Raw genomic sequence first — 15,389 nt, forward strand, 5'->3', positions numbered from 1 at the left:
TCACGGCCGTCGAACACCACCCCGTCGACAGTGGTGGAGGGTACCGGTAGCGTCGCGACCGTACGCGCACCGGCCCCGCGCCGGCCTACGAACGGAGTCGCCACGATGACCGAAGTCCTGCTCTTCCACCACGCGCTCGGCCTCACCGAGGGCATCGAGATCCTCGCGAACGAACTGCGCGAGGCCGGCCACACGGTGCACACCCCCGACCTGTTCGAGGGCCGCACGTTCGCCTCGATCGACGAGGGCGTCGGCTACGCGAGCGAGGTCGGGTTCAGCGAGATCATGGCGCGCGGCGCACGCGCCGCCGACAACCTGCCGAACGACCTCGTCTACGCCGGGTTCTCGCTCGGCGTCGTGCCCGCGCAACGGCTCGCGCAGACCCGCCCCGGCGCCCGCGGCGCGCTCTTCTGCTACTCGTGCCTGCCCGCCTCGGAGTTCGGCGGATGGCCGGCGGGCGTACCCGTGCAGATCCACGGCGCCGACGCCGACCCGATCTTCATCGACGAGGGCGATGTGGATGCCGCGCGCGAGCTGGTCGCGTCGGCCGACGACGCCGAGCTCTTCCTGTACCCGGGCGACCAGCACTACTTCGCCGACCCCACGCTGCCGAGCTACGACGCCGAGGCGAGCGCGCTGCTCATGCGGCGCGTGCTGGAGTTTCTCGCGCGCGTGTGAGGCGGGTCGCCTGAGGCCGGTCTCGATACGCCGGTTGTCGAGTAGGCGCGAAGCGCCGTATCGAGACACGTCGCTCCTCGACCACCGAGTGATGGCCGTCGGTGGCGCCCGCCGCCTCCGAATTCGCAGTGAGGGCTAGGCCCTCGGCCGACCCGAGCGTAGATTGCGTTATATCGCGTTTGCGGGCGGCACCGATGCCGCGCCGACGGGAGGTGGGGGTCATGGAGGTGCTGCTCGGCATCCTCGTCGCGTTCCTGATCATGTTCGTCGTCTCGGTGACGACGATCGTGCTCGTCGTTCGAGCCGTCTACCGGCGCATCCGTCGCAGCCGTACGGTCGCCGACACCACCCTGCGCGCCCGCGCGGGTTTCAGCCGCGGCCCGCGCCGAAAGGTGCTCGCGCTACGGGTCCGACTCGCCGAGACCCTCGACAGCGGGCAGGCCGCGATCGACCTCGCAACGGGCACCGCCCGGCCCGATGGGCGCAGTGGGCGCGCCGCGCGCGGCCGGAGCACCGGGCACGTCGCCCCCGCCGCATCGAGCCACGGCGAGCTGCCGAGGCTGTTCCGCCGCATCCGCGAGGAGGGCACGGCACTCGACCTGCAGCTGCGGTTGCTCGAGAGCGAGACCGACCAGGCGGTGCTCGCCGCCGAGCTTCCCGCGGCGACCAGCCGGGTCGATCAATTGGCGGGGCTCGTGCGGCGGTTGCGTTCGGCCGTGGCATCCGGCCTCGAAGGAGCGACCGACGAGACGCTCACCGACCTGCAGGCCGACCTGGAGCGCGAGGTCGCCGCCCTCGCCGCCGGCGTCGACGAGCTGCGACGACTCAACCGGCACGACGAACCGCTCCGCACGCCGACGCGGCCGCCGTCCCGGCCCGCGGCGTCCGTTCACCGACCACGCTCGACGTTCGATCTGAAGGAGACCAGACCATGAGCGACAACACCGCGCGCGTCCGCACGATCTTCCGCAGCAAGACGAAGAAGACCCTCGACAAGATCGAAGATCCGCGTGAGACCCTCGACGACAGCTACGAGCAGCAGGTGAAGCTGCTGCAGCAGGTGCGTCAGGCGGTCGCCGACGTCGCGACCGCGAAGAAGCGCATCGACCTGCAGGGGCAGGAGATGGGCGCCCGCTACCAGCGGCTCGGCGAGCAGGCCCGCGAGGCGATGGCGCAGGGCCGCGAAGACCTCGCGCGCGCAGCCCTCGAGCGGCGCGCCCTCCTCGAGGGCCAGGTCGCCAAGCTGCAGGACCAGTTCAACTCGCTGCAGCAGCAGACGGCGCAGCTGCAGAGCCGCGAACGTCAGCTGTCGGAGCAGATCGCTGCCTTCCGCATCGAGAAGGAGACGATCAAGGCCACGTACACCGCGTCGGCGGCGCAGGTGAAGGCGAACGAGGCCGTCGCCGGCCTCGGGGCGAGCATCGACGACATCGGCACGAGCCTCGACCGGGCCCGCGACCGCGTCGCCCAGATGCAGGCGCGCGCCGCCGCGACCGACGAGCTGCTCGCGAGCGGCGCCCTCAAGGACCTCACGGCCTCCCCCGACGCCGATATCGAGCGGCAGCTCGCGGCGATGTCGGCGCAGGCGGAGATCGACCGGCAGCTGCGCGCGATGCAGTCGGGTGACTCAGCCGGAGGCACCTCGCAGCGGCGAGCCGACGGCCCCGACGGGTGGCTGGGCATCGGGCAGGGCTAGCCGCGACGTGAGGTGACCGCGCCGGTGGTCTCGATACGCGCTTCGCGCTACTCGACCGACCGACCGGATGACACCGGGTGACGATTCCGCACGCCGGATGACCCCGGCCGACGCTGCGTGACCCCGGCTGTCGCCGCGTGACGAACAGGCTGGAAGCGGCCGCGAGGGCTCTGCCTGAATACCCTCATGGCGATCGAAACAGCTGTGAAGGCCGGGCGAGGGGTGGCTGCCGACGAGTCGCTGCGCCCCGGCATCGATGACCGCATCACGCGCGACGTGGTGCCCGCGCGCCGGCGCACCGACCCCGCGAACCTGCGCTGGATCGGGCCGCTCGTGCTGCTCGGGGTGTGGTTCGCTGCCTCGGCGAGCGGGGCACTCTCTGCGCGCATCTTCCCCGCTCCCCTCGCCGTCGGCGAGGCGGGCTGGCGGCTGGTCGCAAGCGGCGCGCTCGGCGAGCACCTGCTCGTGTCGCTGCAGCGGGCGATGCTCGGCCTCGTGATCGGCATCGTCGTCGGCCTCGCGCTCGCGATCGTCACGGGCCTGTTCGCGCTCGGGCAGGTGCTGCTCGACGCGAACCTGCAGATGATCCGCGCGATGCCGATCCTCGCGCTGCTGCCTCTCGCCATCATCTGGTTCGGCATCGGCGAGGAGGTGAAGGTCTTCCTCGTCGCCCTCGCGGTCGCGTTCCCGATCTACCTCAACACGTACGCGGGCATCCGCGGCGTCGATCGGAAGTACATCGACCTCGCCCGCACCGTCGGCCTCGGCAAGGTCGAGATCATCCGCCGCATCGTGCTGCCGGGCGCGCTGCCGAACTTCTTCACCGGCCTGCGGTTCGCCGTGTCGATCGCCTGGCTCGTGCTCGTCGTCTCCGAGCAGATCAACGCGTCGAGCGGCATCGGCTACCTCATGATGCAGGCCCGCAGCCTCAGCCAGACCGACATCATCGTCGTCGGCCTCGTCGTCTACGCCCTGCTCGGGCTCATCTCCGACACGCTCGTCCGCTTCATCGAGAGGAAGACCCTGACATGGCGATCGACGCTGTGACCACTGCGCCCGCATCGGGCATCATCATCGAACCGGATGCCTCGTCCGAGGCATCCCCGTCGCCCGGGTCGGCGGAGGCGAGCGAGCTCGTCGTGCGCGCCCACGGCGTCACCCGCAGCTTCGACGGACGCGGCGTGCTGCACGGCATCGAACTCGACCTCCGCCGCGGCGAGTTCGTCGCCCTCCTCGGCCGCTCGGGCTCGGGCAAGTCGACCCTCCTGCGCATCCTCGCTGGGCTCGACACCGAGTATACCGGCTCGCTGCACGCGCCCGCGCTGCCCTCGGTCGCGTTCCAGGACTCGCGACTGCTGCCCTGGGCCAAGGTGCTCGACAACGTGCTGCTCGGCCTGCCACGCGCAGGTCGAGCCGGTCGCGACGCCCGCGGACGCGCAGGCGCCCTGCTCGACGAGGTCGGCCTCGCCGACAAGGCCTGCGTCTGGCCGAAGACGCTCTCGGGCGGCGAGGCGCAGCGCGTCTCGCTCGCGCGGGCCCTCGTGCGCGAGCCCTCGCTGCTGCTGATGGACGAGCCGTTCGGCGCGCTCGACGCGCTCACCCGCATCCGCATGCACCGCCTGCTGCGCGGGCTGATCGCCCGGCACACACCGGCCGTCCTGCTCGTCACGCACGACGTCGACGAGGCCGTGCTGCTCGCCGACCGCATCATCGTGCTCACCGACGGCGAGCTCTCGCTCGACGTGGGCGTCGACCTGCCCGTCGAGGGCCGACGCTCGCGCCCCGAGTTCGCGGCGCTGCGCGCCCGCCTGCTCACCGAGCTCGGCGTCGGCGACGACGACCACTGACCGGCGCGGCCCGCTTCACCACCTGAGACCACCGCACCCACCAAGAGAAACGGAACGACCATGCCCATCCGCTCCACCACGATCGCCTCGACGGCCGTACTCGCCGTCGCCGGCCTCGCCCTGTCGGGCTGCGCCGCGACCGCGGCATCCTCGACGCCGAACGACGGCACCGTCACCCTCCACGTCGGCCAACTCGGCCAGGCGAAGGTGAGCGAAGCCCTGCTCGAGGCGTCCGGCGAGAACGACGGGGTCGACTACGAGATCGACACCGCGCTGTTCGACTCCGGCCCGGCGGCCCTCGAAGCCGTGCCGTCTGGGCAGATCGACGTCGTCAACATGGCCGACACCCCCATGATCTTCGGGCAGGTCGCCGGAACCGAGGCGCACATCGTCGCCGCCGCGAAGACCAGCGCGCCGGGCGGCAGCGTCGTCGAGATCGTCGTGCCGGCCGGCTCCGACATCGACGACGCGGCCGACCTGGCCGGCAAGAAGGTCGCGACACTGCAGGGCACGACCCTGCAGTACTCGCTCATCGAGATCCTCGGCGAGCACGGCCTCACGTACGACGACATCGTGCCCGCGAACCTGCCGCCGGCCGACGCGTACACGGCGCTCACGAACGGCGACGTCGACGCCGCGGCGCTGCTCGACCCGCAGCGCGCGATCGCGCTCGCGGCGGGTGGCCAGGTGATCGCGAACGCCTCCGACGTCGTCACCGACTGGAACATCACCGTCGCGACCGACGCGGCGCTCGCCGACGACGCCAAGGCCGACGCGATCGAGGACTACGTCCTGCGCCTCGACCGTGCCTATCGGTGGGCCGACGAACACCCCGACGAGTGGGCGAAGGTCTACGCCGAGACGACGGGGCTGCCGCTCGAGATCGCGACAGCGGTCACCGCGCGCGACACCTACGACCTCGTGCCGCTCGGCGACGAGTTCACGACCAGCCAGCAGCAGCAGGCCGACACCTACGCCGAGATCGGGCTGATCCCCGAGGCTCCCGACGTGGCCCAGTCGCTCGACGACCGCTACAACGCGGCGATCGAGGCCTCACGATGAGCGTCGACGAACGCGGCATCCCTGATTTCGCCCGCGGCTACGACCGCCACCCCGGCGCGATCGGCCGCACCGTGCCGCAGTCGCAGCGGGCCTGGCCGCGCTCGAAGCGGGCGCCAGAGGGCGCGCCGAACGTCGTCGTCGTGCTGCTCGACGACCTCGGCTTCAGCGACCTCGGGCCGTTCGGATCGGAGATCCCGACGCCGAACCTCGACCGGGTCGCCGCCTCGGGCGTGCGGCTCACGAATTACCACACGACGCCGGTCTGCTCGCCGGCGCGGGCGGCGCTGCTCACGGGGCTCAACCCGCACCGCGCCGGGTTCGCGAGCGTCGCGAACTCCGACCCGGGGTTCCCGAACCTGCGGCTCGAGATCGACGACGACGTGCTGACGCTGCCCGAGATCCTCCGTGATGCGGGCTACGCGACGTACATGGTCGGCAAGTGGCACCTCACCCGCGACGCGCTCATGAACGATGCCGCGTCGAAGCACACCTGGCCGCTGCAGCGGGGGTTCGACCGGTACTACGGGTCGCTCGAGGGGCTCAACAGCTTCTTCCACCCGAACCGGCTCATTCGCGACAACTCGCCGGTCGGCCCCGAGACGCTCGCCGGGCGCGACGACGAGCCGTACTACGTGACCGACGACTACACCGACCAGGCGATCTCGATGATCAGCGCCCTGCGTGCGAACGACCCCGACAAGCCGTTCCTGCTGTACTTCGCGCACACGGCGATGCACGGCCCGCTCGGTGCGAAGCCCGTCGACCTCGCCCGCCACCGCGGCCGATACGCCGCCGGGTGGGACGCGATCCGCGAAGCCCGGCTCGCAAGCCAGAAGGCGCAGGGACTCTTCCCCGACGACCTGCCGCTGCCCGATCGCACGGCCGCGTTCGGCCATGAGGTGCCCGCGTGGGACGACCTCCACGACGAGACGCAGGAGCTCTACGCCCGCCACATGGAGGTCTACGCCGCGATGGTCGACAACGTCGACCAGAACCTCGGCCGACTGCTCGACACCCTCGAGCAGACCGGCGACCTCGAGAACACCGTCGTCATCGTCACGAGCGACAACGGCGGCACCTCGGAGGGCGGACCCGAGGGCACGCGCTCGTACTTCAGCCGGTTCGTGCACGTGCCCGGCTTGCCGGCCGACTGGGACCCCGACGTCGAACGCGACCTCGACCTCATCGGCGGGCCGCAGGCGATGACGCACTACCCGCGCGGGTGGGCGCTCGCCTCGAACACCCCGTTCCGGTACTTCAAGGGGCAGACCTTCGAGGGCGGCGTGCGTGTGCCCTTCCTCCTGAGCTGGCCGAAGGGGCTGCCGCGCGCCGACGGCGATCACGGCATCCGCAACCAGTTCCAGTACGTGACCGACGTGCTGCCCACGATCCTCGAGCTCGCGGGCGTCGACCACGGCGGGGTGCGGCACAACCTGCCCGCGCAGGAGATCGACGGCGTGAGCTTCGCGAGCGTCGCCCGCGAGAACGCGCCGAGCACGCGCCGCGAGCAGTACTCCGAGTTCGGCGGCAACCGCGGCTTCACGCGCGACGGCTGGAAGCTCGTCACCGACCACGCGTTCGGGGCGGCGTTCGACGACGACGAGTGGCAGCTCTACGACGTCGCGAACGACCCCAACGAACTGCACGACGTGAGCGCGGAGCATCCCGAGCAGGTTCGCGAGCTCGCCGCCGCCTGGGAGGAGGCGGCCTGGCGCAACGCGGTGTTCCCGCTCGGCGCCGCGTTCAGCGACGTGCGCCGACCGGAGGAGGCGTTGTTCCAGCGGCCGCTGCGCCTGCTACCCGGGGCACCGAAGCTCGAACGTCATCGGGCGGCGGCGCTCGTGACGCTGCGGTCGGTCGACCTCTGGGCCGATGTGGTGCTCGACGCCGGGAGCGAGGGCGTGATCGTCGCGCACGGCGACCAGGGCGGCGGCTACTCACTGTGGATCGAGCACGGCGAGCTGCACTTCTCGTACAACGAGTACGGGCGCCTGCTCGAGGTGTCGGCGGGCGTGCTGCCGCACGGCGCGCACGTGCTCGGCGTCTCGCTGGAGTGGCGGCCCGAGTTCCGCTGGGACGTCGCGATCACCGTGGACGGCGTCGAACGCGCGCGTCTCGACGGCGTGCGGATGCTCGTCGGCATGGCGCCGTTCTCGGGCATCGAGGTCGGGCGCAACAGCGGCGGACCGGTGAGCTGGCCGCTGTACGAGCGCCACGGGTCGTTCGAGTTCACGGGCGAGCTGGTCGGTGTGACCTTCACCCCCGGCGAGCGCGCGCCGTACGATCCGTCTGCGGTCGCCGAGCTCGCCCACAGCGCGGCGCTGTACTACGACTGACGGGTCGGGCCCGGGGCCGACGGGGGCCGGGCGGGCGCATCGAGCCCGGCCGGCCCCATCGGGGTATTGCCCCACCGTCAGGCGACTGCCACGATGCCGGTAGGCCGATTCCGATGGAGGATCCGATGCCCGAGATGCTCGACCAGTCGCAGGCCGGCTCACTTGCGAGCGTGCCGGGCGCGACGATCATCCGTCGCATCCGCGGCATGATCTTCTCCGCGCTGAGCACGGGGATCGTCTACTCGTTCGTCGGCTTCGCGAGCAAGGGCGCCTGCTTCGATGCGGCCGTCGACGGCCCCGAACCGGTGTCGACGTGCGTGAACCTCACCCTGAGTCCGAGCCCGCTCGTCTACCTCGGGATCGCGGTGACCGTCGTCGTGGCGATCAGCCTCGTGCTGCGGCCGGGTCGCACCGAGGCATCCGCGCTGCGACTCATCGACCGTGCAGTGATCATCATGATCGCGGCGACCCTCGTTTGGGCGGCGCTGGCGATGGTGTCGTTCATCGCGCTGTCGATCGAGCCGCCTGGCCCGGGTGGAACGTTCACGATCCCGTTCACGTTCGGCGTCGTCGACGTCGACATCACCCGGTAGGACATCGCTCTGCAGAAGCGCTCTGCAATTCTGCTTCACCACCGATTCTCCGAAGGGGACGCACCCCGAACGCGGGGTTCACCCGCTCGCGCCCGATGAGGAGAATGTCGTCCATGGCGCAGAAGCCGATCGTCTACGAGACCACGCACCAGGTGGCGTTCTCCGAGCTCGATCCGTTCCAGCACCTCAGCACGGGCAACTACGCGAGGTACTTCACCGACCACCGCATGGAGGGGCTCGCCCGCTACGCCGGCTGGGACCTCCCGACCCTCGGCACGCTCGGGTTCATGACCTGGGTGCGGCGGCTCGAGATCGACTTCGTGCGCCCGGTCGACGGCGACCAGGCGGTGACGATCACGTCGTTCGTGCGCGAGTTCCAGGGGCACGACGCGATCATCGAGTGCACGATGACGGATGCCTCGGGCGCCACGACCGCGACCTGCCTCATGATCGTGGCCTACGTCGACGCGCGCACGCGCCGGGGCGCCGACTGGCCCGACGAACTGCAGGCGCTGTTCTTCGAACCGGCGGAGTGACGCGATCGCGCACCGCCCGCCCTCGACGCGCGGCGCGCACCGGCGCATCATGTCCCCATGACGACGCCGACCCTCACCGCCCAGCTCAGGCTCGACCTCAGGCATCGCCTGCGCCCCATGTCGGGTCGCAACCCCGACAAACGGCATCGCGCCGTCACTCCGCTCGAGCTGCTCTACGACCTCACGTACGTCATCGCGTTCGCCGCCGCAGCCGACGAGCTGGCGCACGCGGTGTTCGCAGGCGAGGTCGGACCGGGCATCGGCGCCTACCTGTTCGCGATCTTCGGGGTGTCATGGGCGTGGCTCAACTTCACGTGGTTCTCGTCGGCGTACGACAACGACGACGCCCTCGTGCGCGCGGCCGTCGTCGCACAGATGGTCGGCGTCGTCATCTTCATCTTCGGATTGCCCGTCAGCTTCGAGGATGCCGCGCATGGCGCGAGCCCGAACAACATGCTGCTCGTCGCCGGCTACATCGTCATGCGCGTGCCGCTGATCGCGCTGTGGCTGCGCGCGGCGCGCGAGGATCCGGCGCATCGGCGCACCGCCATCGGGTACGCGGTCGTCATCGCGGTCGCGCAGGTCGGCTGGCTGCTCACGACCATCCCCGGCATCCCGACGGGCGCGACGATCACGGCCATCGTCGTGCTCGCGACCGCCGAACTCGTCGCACCCGTCGTCATCGAGCGCCGGTACGGGCGGGCGCCGTGGAACGCCGGCCACATCGCCGAGCGATTCGGCCTGCTCACGCTCATCACGATCGGGGAGGTCATCGCGGGAACGGTCGCGGCGGTCGGCGCCCTCGTCGCCGAACAGGGGTGGTCGATCGCTGCGGTCGCGATCGTCGCGGCGGGGCTCGTGATCGCCGCCGGGCTGTGGTGGGCGTACTACCTGGTTCCCTCGCGCACGATCCTCGAGCGCTGGCCCGAACGCACGTGGGGCTGGCGGTACGTGCATCTTCCACTGTTCGGCGCGATCGCCGCGGTCGGGCGGGGCTGCACGTCGCCGCGGTGGGGGTCGAGCACCAGGAGCTGAGCCTGCTGCAGATCACGCTCGCCCTCGCGGTGCCGGTCGCCTGCGTGGTCGTGCTCGTGTTCCTCATCTGGAGCGTGCTCATGCACTCCATGGACTTCACGCACGTGCCGCTGTTCATCGCGAACCTGGTGCCGCTCGTCGCCGCGGTGCTCATCGCAGCCGCCACCGACGCCGGAGCGCCGATCGACCTCGAGCCGGGCGGCGACCTCACGGCGCTCGTCACCGTGATCGGCCTCGTGTCGCTCTCCTGCGTGATCGAGGTCGTCGGCCACGAACTCGTGGGCTACTCGCACACCCTGCAGGCCGCGAAGCGGCACCTGCTCGAGCCCGAGATCGACGCGCGCCATGCCGAGACGGCGGACGCCGAGGCATCCATCTGATCGCAACGCGCCGATCGCGGGCCGCCTGCACGCCCGGCCCTCGATCGGCGGGGCGCTACGCCCAGCCGAGCTCGCCGAGGCGGGCGTCGTCGAGGCCGAAGTAGTGGCCGATCTCGTGCACGAGGGTGATGCGCACGCGTGCGCGCAACGCGTCGAGGTCGGCCGAGTGCGCCTGCATGTTGTTCTTGAACAGCGTGATGCGGTCGGGCAGCTCACCGTAGCCGTACACCCCGCGCGTCTTCAGCGGACGCCCGCTGTAGAGACCGAAGAGCCGCGGCCGCTCACCCGGCGGCTGGTTCGCGATGAGGATCGCGACGTTCTCGACCCCGCGCACCATCTCGTCGGGCAGCGCGTCGAACACCTCGCTGACCATCTGTTCGAAGTCGTCGTCGGAGATCTCGACCATGGTCTGATTCTGAACCCCGATCGGGCGCTCACGGCCGGAATCGGCCGATCCGGGGCATCCCGTTCGCTGACGACGGAATCGGCGCGGCCGCACCCGACGCGGTTCAGTCGACCAGCGCCCCCGCCGAGAGGTTCGCGATCGCACCCGTCATCGAGGCTGCGCGATCGGACGCGGCGAACGCCAGGTACTCCGCGACCTCGTCGAGCGACGGCAGGCGGCCGAGCAGGGTCGTGCTCTCGAGGCCGGTGATCCAGTCGTCGAACGGGATGCCGCCAGCCTCCGCGATGCGACCGAACATGTCGCGCGTGTACGACGTCGCGAGCGCGTCGGCCATCGCATGCGGGCGCACGCAGACGACGCGCACCCCGTCGGGGCCGAGCTCGCCGGCGAGCGCGCGCGAGAATCCCTCGAGGCCCGCCGACTGGGCGGCGTTGCCGATGAGGCCGCGCCCGGTGAGCCGCGCTCCCGGCGTCGAGATCGTGAGGATCACGCCCGAGCGCTGCGCGACCATGTGCCGTGAGACGGCCTTCGCCGTCACGAAGTTCGTCTGCAGGTAGCCGACGACGGGGTGCAGGTAGTCGTCGAGCGAGGTCTCGGCGATCGGCAGGCCCTGCACGTGGTCGAAGCCGACCGCGTTGAGCGCGACGTCGATGCGCCCGGCCCGCTCGGCGATGTCGTCGATGTGACGGTCGACGGCGGCCGGGTCCATGGCGTCGACGACGGCGAGGTCGACCTCGGCACCCTCGGCGCGTGCCGCCGCGGCCGCGGCTTCGAGTCGGGGCAGGCTCCGCCCCGCGAGGAAGAGCCGTGCGCCCTCGCGGGCGAACACTCGTGCGGCGGCCGCGCCGATCGATCCTCCGCCGCCGTGGATCACGGCGACCTTGTCCTTCAGCAGCATGATGGTCTCTCCTCGTCGGTGACTCCAATAATGCAACCCAATGGTTGCATAAATGATGGCAGTAACGCAACCAACGGGTTGCACTCCGTTGGCGGCATCCGAATCGTGCGAAAAAAGTTCCGCGAGAACTGTCCGATCGCGGCATCCCTGTTCGTGGTGATGGTGAGGGCGCCCCGAACGGGGGCGCAGGAGAAGGGAAACGACGACCATGAAACTCGTCACCAACACGCAGATCACCATCGACGGCGTCATGCAGGCGAACGGCGGCAACAACCCCGAGTTCGACCCCGGGTTCGAACGTGGTGGCTGGGCGATGCCGCTCGGCGACGACGAGTCGCTGCGCTACATCGGCGACTTCTACCTGCGGGCCGACGCGTTCCTGTTCGGCCGGCGCACCTACGACCTGTTCGCCGGGTACTGGGGCGTGCAGCACGACTTCGAGAACCCGTTCGTGCGCTCGCTCAACACGCGCCCGAAGTTCGTCGCCTCGAACACCATCACGACGCCGCAGTGGCCCGACACCACCGTGCTCTCGGGCGATGTCGAGGCCGCGATCCGGGACCTGAAGGCGACTCCGGGCGGCGAACTGCAGGTGCACGGCAGCGGGCAGCTCATCCGTTGGCTGCTCGAACGCGAGCTCGTCGACGAGCTGACGCTCATCGTCTTCCCGGTGATCGTCGGCGCCGGCACCCGGCTGTTCCCCGACGAGGGCAAGGACTTCGCACTCGAACCGCTCGACTCCCGCACGTTCGCGACCGGCATCACGGCGCAGACGTTCCGGCCGAGCGGGCGCCCGCAGTATGCGTAGCGACCGACCATCTGCAGAATGGCAGGTGAACCGCCCCGTGGAGGTGTGAGATGCAGTACCTGGTTTCCGTGATCGACGACCGCACGAACTCCGGCACCGAGGAGGAGATGCTCGCGATCGACGAGTTCAACGACCGGCTCCGGGCGGGTGGTCACTGGGTGTTCGCCGCGGGCCTCGCCGCGCCCAGCAGCGCGACCGTCATCGACGGCCGCGGCGAGGAGCCCGTGTTCACCGACGGCCCGTTCATCGAGTCGAAGGAGCACATGGCGGGCCTCTGGATCATCGAGGCCCCCGACCTCGACGTCGCGCTGGCGCTCATGGCCGACGGATCCAGGGCCTGCAACCGACGGCTCGAGGTGCGGCCGCTCATCTTCGGATGAGCGCAGCGGATCCCGCCGAGTGACCCACGACGACGCGCGCGGCGCGATCGCCCGAGCACACCGCGACGAATGGGCGCGGGTGGTTGCTTCGCTCGCCAAGCGCTTCGGCGATCTCGACATCGCCGAGGATGCCGCGGCCGAGGCGTTCGCGATCGCAGTCGAACGCTGGCCTGCCGACGGCGTGCCGCCGAACCCCGGCGCCTGGCTCACCACGACCGCGAACCACAAGGCGATCGACCGGATCCGGCGCGAGCACCGACGCGACGACAAGCAACGGGAGGCGCTCATGCTGGTCGACGCCGACGTGCCCGAACCGCTCGGCGCGATCGACGACGACCGGCTCCGGCTCATCTTCACCTGCTGCCACCCCGCCCTCGCGATGGAGGCGCGAGTCGCACTCACCCTGCGGATGGTCGGCGGCCTGACCGTGCCCGAGATCGCCCGGGCGTTCCTCGTGCAGGAGGGCGCCATGGCTCGGCGCATCACGCGCGCGAAGGACAAGATCGCGGTCGCCCGCATCCCCTACCGGGTGCCGACGGCCAGCGACCTGCCCGCCCGCGTCGACGGCGTGCTCACGGTGCTCTACGTGGTCTTCAACGAGGGCTATCTCGCGACCGGCGCCGACTCCGACCCGGTGCGCGCCGACCTGACCCGCGAGGCGATCCGGCTGACCCGGCTCGTTCGCGAGTTGCTGCCCAACGACGGCGAGGTCGCGGGCCTGCTGGCGCTCATGCTGCTCATCGAGGCACGCCGACCGGCCCGGCTCACCGCGGGCGGTGAGCTCGTGCCCCTCGGCGAACAGGACCGCGACGCGTGGGACCAGGCACTCGTCGACGAGGGGCACCGGCTCGTGCGGGAACGACTGGATGCCGCGCAGGCGCCCGGCCGCTACCAGCTGCTCGCCGCGATCAACGCGGTGCACACCGACGCGCACGACCCCCGCGACACCGACTGGTCGCAGGTGCTCGCCCTCTACGACCAGCTCGTGCACGTCGACCGGTCGCCGGTCGTGGCGCTCAACCGCGCGATCGCGATCGCCGAGCTCCACGGCCCGGAGGCTGCGCTGCCGACCGTCGACCGCCTCGAGCCCGCCCTGTCGGGGTACCACGCGTTCCACGCCACCCGGGCCGAGCTGCTGCGCAGGGCGGGACGCCCGGCGGAGTCGCGCATCGCGTACGGGCGCGCGATCGCCCTCGCGGGCAACACGGCCGAGCACGCGTACCTGACGCGGCGCCGCGACGAGCTCGGCTGAGGATCGCCGGGGCTGGATGAGCTCGGGAGCCCGACCTCACCCGAGGCCGGCGCGCTCCTCCGAGGCATCCCGCTCGCCCTCGACCGGGCGGCTCGACAGGCCGACCGAACCGGCACCGGGCTCGCCCTTCGAGAGCGCCGCGGCCACCGCGGCCGACTCGTCGATGGCCGGATACTGCGGGCGCAGCTGCACCGGCTGACGGCGCCGCTGCTCGCGCTTGGCCTTGCGCGACGCCGCGATGAGGTTGAGCGCCTCGACCAGGATGGCGAACGCCATCGGCATGTAGATGAGCGCCTTGTCGATGTGCGCGCCGAAGCCCTCGGCGATGAGGAACACGCCGATCAGCAGCAGGAACGAGAGCGCGAGCATCTTCACCGTGGGGTGGCGGTTCACGAACGTGAAGATGAACCGCGCCGCGAAGAGCATGATGCCGAACGACAGCACGACGACCGTCACGATGACGACGAGGTTCTCGGTCATGCCCACCGCGGTGATCACCGAGTCGAGCGAGAAGACGACGTCGAGCGCGAGGATCTGCGCGAGCACCGACCCGAACGTGATGCGCTTCGGCGCCACGCCGTGCTCCTCCTCGGCGCCCTCGAGCTTGTGGTGGATCTCGGTGACCGCCTTGTAGACGAGGAAGAGGCCACCGGCGATCAGGATGAAGTCCTTCACCGAGAAGCCCATGCCCCACAGTTCGACGATGTCCTCCTTGAGCGTGATGATCCAGCCCGCGAAGAAGACGAGCACCACGCGAATCAGCATCGCGAGCGTCAGGCCGAGGTTGCGGGCCTTCGCCTGCTGCTCCTTCGGGAGCTTCGACGCGAGGATCGAGATGAAGATGACGTTGTCGACGCCGAGCACGATCTCGAGCACGAACAGGGTGAGGAAGACGGCGATGAGGTCGGGGGTGAGGGCGAAGGAGAAGTCCACGCGTTCATCGTAGGGAGCGCGTCACGTCAACGGGCGGAATGACAGAGCCGCTGTCGCACCCAGGCCGCGGCATCCGCCTGCGCGAGCTCGCCCGACCGGATCGCCCGGGCGAACTCGATGGCCTCCTCGCTCAGCCGGCCGTCGGCCGTGTCGGGCGTATCGCGCAGCACCCGCACCGTCAGCCACCGCGTGAGCCCGCCGCCGATGCGCGCGGCGACCGCGACGGTACCGGCGAAGTGGCGAGCCTGGCCGTCGGTCTCGTCGTCGACGGACCGCCGGAATCCCCGCCCGCGCAGCCGGTTGCGGCCGCCGCGGGCCGCGTCGAACGGCCAGAGCGGTCCGCGACGTACGCCGGCGACGCGACCGAGTTCCTTCAGGAACCGCCGGTTCGAATAGCCGCGGTCGGCGAGCGCCGCGATCGAGTCGGCGAGGGCGGCGCAGGCGTCCATCCCATCACTGTACGAGCCCGCACCGCCGTGCGTCGCCGTCGCCGAGGGCCGAGGGCCGGGGGCCGAGGGCCGAGGGCCGAGGGCCGAGGGCCGAGGGCCG

General features: G+C 70.8%; 18 protein-coding genes. 14 read left to right on the plus strand and 4 right to left on the minus strand.

Annotated elements, in window-relative coordinates; translation table 11 throughout:
• Positions 1-105: 105 nt before the first annotated feature.
• The 11 genes from MUN74_RS04490 (at position 106) to MUN74_RS04540 (ending at position 10,163) form a co-directional block, all read left to right on the plus strand.
• Positions 106-678, plus strand: a complete 573-nt coding sequence (locus tag MUN74_RS04490) for a dienelactone hydrolase family protein (protein WP_244855215.1) — start codon at positions 106-108, stop codon at positions 676-678.
• A 221-nt stretch (positions 679-899) separates the two neighbouring features.
• Positions 900-1,613 carry an FUSC family protein gene (locus tag MUN74_RS04495; RefSeq protein WP_244855216.1) on the plus strand — a complete coding sequence of 238 codons (714 nt, stop codon included), beginning with the start codon at positions 900-902 and terminating at the stop codon, positions 1,611-1,613.
• Complete coding sequence (locus tag MUN74_RS04500; RefSeq protein ID WP_244855217.1) at positions 1,610-2,374, plus strand: PspA/IM30 family protein; 765 nt, start codon at positions 1,610-1,612, stop codon at positions 2,372-2,374. Before MUN74_RS04495 ends, MUN74_RS04500 begins: the two co-directional genes overlap by 4 nt.
• 186 nt (positions 2,375-2,560) lie before the next feature.
• Complete coding sequence (locus MUN74_RS04505; RefSeq protein WP_244855218.1) at positions 2,561-3,421, plus strand: ABC transporter permease; 861 nt, start codon at positions 2,561-2,563, stop codon at positions 3,419-3,421.
• Positions 3,403-4,221, plus strand: a complete 819-nt coding sequence (locus MUN74_RS04510; RefSeq protein WP_244855219.1) for an ABC transporter ATP-binding protein — start codon at positions 3,403-3,405, stop codon at positions 4,219-4,221. The genes MUN74_RS04505 and MUN74_RS04510 overlap by 19 nt, the downstream gene beginning before the upstream one ends.
• 60 nt (positions 4,222-4,281) lie before the next feature.
• Positions 4,282-5,283 (plus strand): ABC transporter substrate-binding protein, encoded by a 1,002-nt coding sequence (locus tag MUN74_RS04515; RefSeq protein ID WP_244855220.1) that lies wholly within the window; start codon positions 4,282-4,284, stop codon positions 5,281-5,283.
• The gene (locus MUN74_RS04520) at positions 5,280-7,619 is read left to right on the plus strand and encodes an arylsulfatase (protein ID WP_244855221.1); all 2,340 of its coding nucleotides are present in this window, start codon (positions 5,280-5,282) and stop codon (positions 7,617-7,619) included. Before MUN74_RS04515 ends, MUN74_RS04520 begins: the two co-directional genes overlap by 4 nt.
• Before the next feature lie 125 nt (positions 7,620-7,744).
• The gene (locus MUN74_RS04525; RefSeq protein WP_244855222.1) at positions 7,745-8,212 is read left to right on the plus strand and encodes a hypothetical protein; all 468 of its coding nucleotides are present in this window, start codon (positions 7,745-7,747) and stop codon (positions 8,210-8,212) included.
• A 113-nt stretch (positions 8,213-8,325) separates the two neighbouring features.
• Positions 8,326-8,748 (plus strand): acyl-CoA thioesterase, encoded by a 423-nt coding sequence (locus tag MUN74_RS04530; RefSeq protein WP_244855223.1) that lies wholly within the window; start codon positions 8,326-8,328, stop codon positions 8,746-8,748.
• A gap of 57 nt (positions 8,749-8,805) precedes the next feature.
• Entirely contained in the window at positions 8,806-9,783 is a 978-nt protein-coding gene (locus MUN74_RS04535) for a low temperature requirement protein A (RefSeq protein WP_244855224.1), read from the plus strand.
• Entirely contained in the window at positions 9,759-10,163 is a 405-nt protein-coding gene (locus tag MUN74_RS04540) for a hypothetical protein (RefSeq protein WP_244855225.1), read from the plus strand. Before MUN74_RS04535 ends, MUN74_RS04540 begins: the two co-directional genes overlap by 25 nt.
• A 55-nt stretch (positions 10,164-10,218) precedes the next feature.
• Here the strand turns inward: MUN74_RS04540 and MUN74_RS04545 are convergent, their stop codons facing one another.
• Positions 10,219-10,569, minus strand: a complete 351-nt coding sequence (locus tag MUN74_RS04545; protein WP_244855226.1) for a metallopeptidase family protein — start codon at positions 10,567-10,569, stop codon at positions 10,219-10,221.
• 103 nt (positions 10,570-10,672) lie between these two features.
• On the minus strand, positions 10,673-11,467 hold the full coding sequence (locus tag MUN74_RS04550) for an SDR family NAD(P)-dependent oxidoreductase (protein ID WP_244855227.1): 795 nt from the start codon (positions 11,465-11,467) through the stop codon (positions 10,673-10,675).
• Positions 11,468-11,675: 208 nt separating this feature from the next.
• Between MUN74_RS04550 and MUN74_RS04555 the strand changes: the two genes are divergently transcribed.
• The 3 genes from MUN74_RS04555 to MUN74_RS04565 are packed head-to-tail and all read left to right on the plus strand — an operon-like array spanning position 11,676 to position 13,907.
• Positions 11,676-12,275, plus strand: a complete 600-nt coding sequence (locus tag MUN74_RS04555; RefSeq protein ID WP_244855228.1) for a dihydrofolate reductase family protein — start codon at positions 11,676-11,678, stop codon at positions 12,273-12,275.
• 50 nt (positions 12,276-12,325) lie between these two features.
• On the plus strand, positions 12,326-12,655 hold the full coding sequence (locus MUN74_RS04560; RefSeq protein WP_244855229.1) for a YciI family protein: 330 nt from the start codon (positions 12,326-12,328) through the stop codon (positions 12,653-12,655).
• A gap of 19 nt (positions 12,656-12,674) precedes the next feature.
• Entirely contained in the window at positions 12,675-13,907 is a 1,233-nt protein-coding gene (locus MUN74_RS04565) for an RNA polymerase sigma factor (protein WP_244855230.1), read from the plus strand.
• A 36-nt stretch (positions 13,908-13,943) separates the two neighbouring features.
• Here the strand turns inward: MUN74_RS04565 and MUN74_RS04570 are convergent, their stop codons facing one another.
• Together MUN74_RS04570 and MUN74_RS04575 are read right to left on the minus strand one after the other, a co-directional pair.
• Entirely contained in the window at positions 13,944-14,840 is an 897-nt protein-coding gene (locus MUN74_RS04570; RefSeq protein ID WP_244855231.1) for a TerC family protein, read from the minus strand.
• Positions 14,841-14,866: 26 nt separating this feature from the next.
• Positions 14,867-15,289 carry a hypothetical protein gene (locus tag MUN74_RS04575; RefSeq protein ID WP_244855232.1) on the minus strand — a complete coding sequence of 141 codons (423 nt, stop codon included), beginning with the start codon at positions 15,287-15,289 and terminating at the stop codon, positions 14,867-14,869.
• Positions 15,290-15,389: the final 100 nt, after the last annotated feature.

This window comes from Agromyces sp. H17E-10, assembly GCF_022919715.1.
Taxonomy (GTDB): Bacteria; Actinomycetota; Actinomycetes; order Actinomycetales; family Microbacteriaceae; genus Agromyces.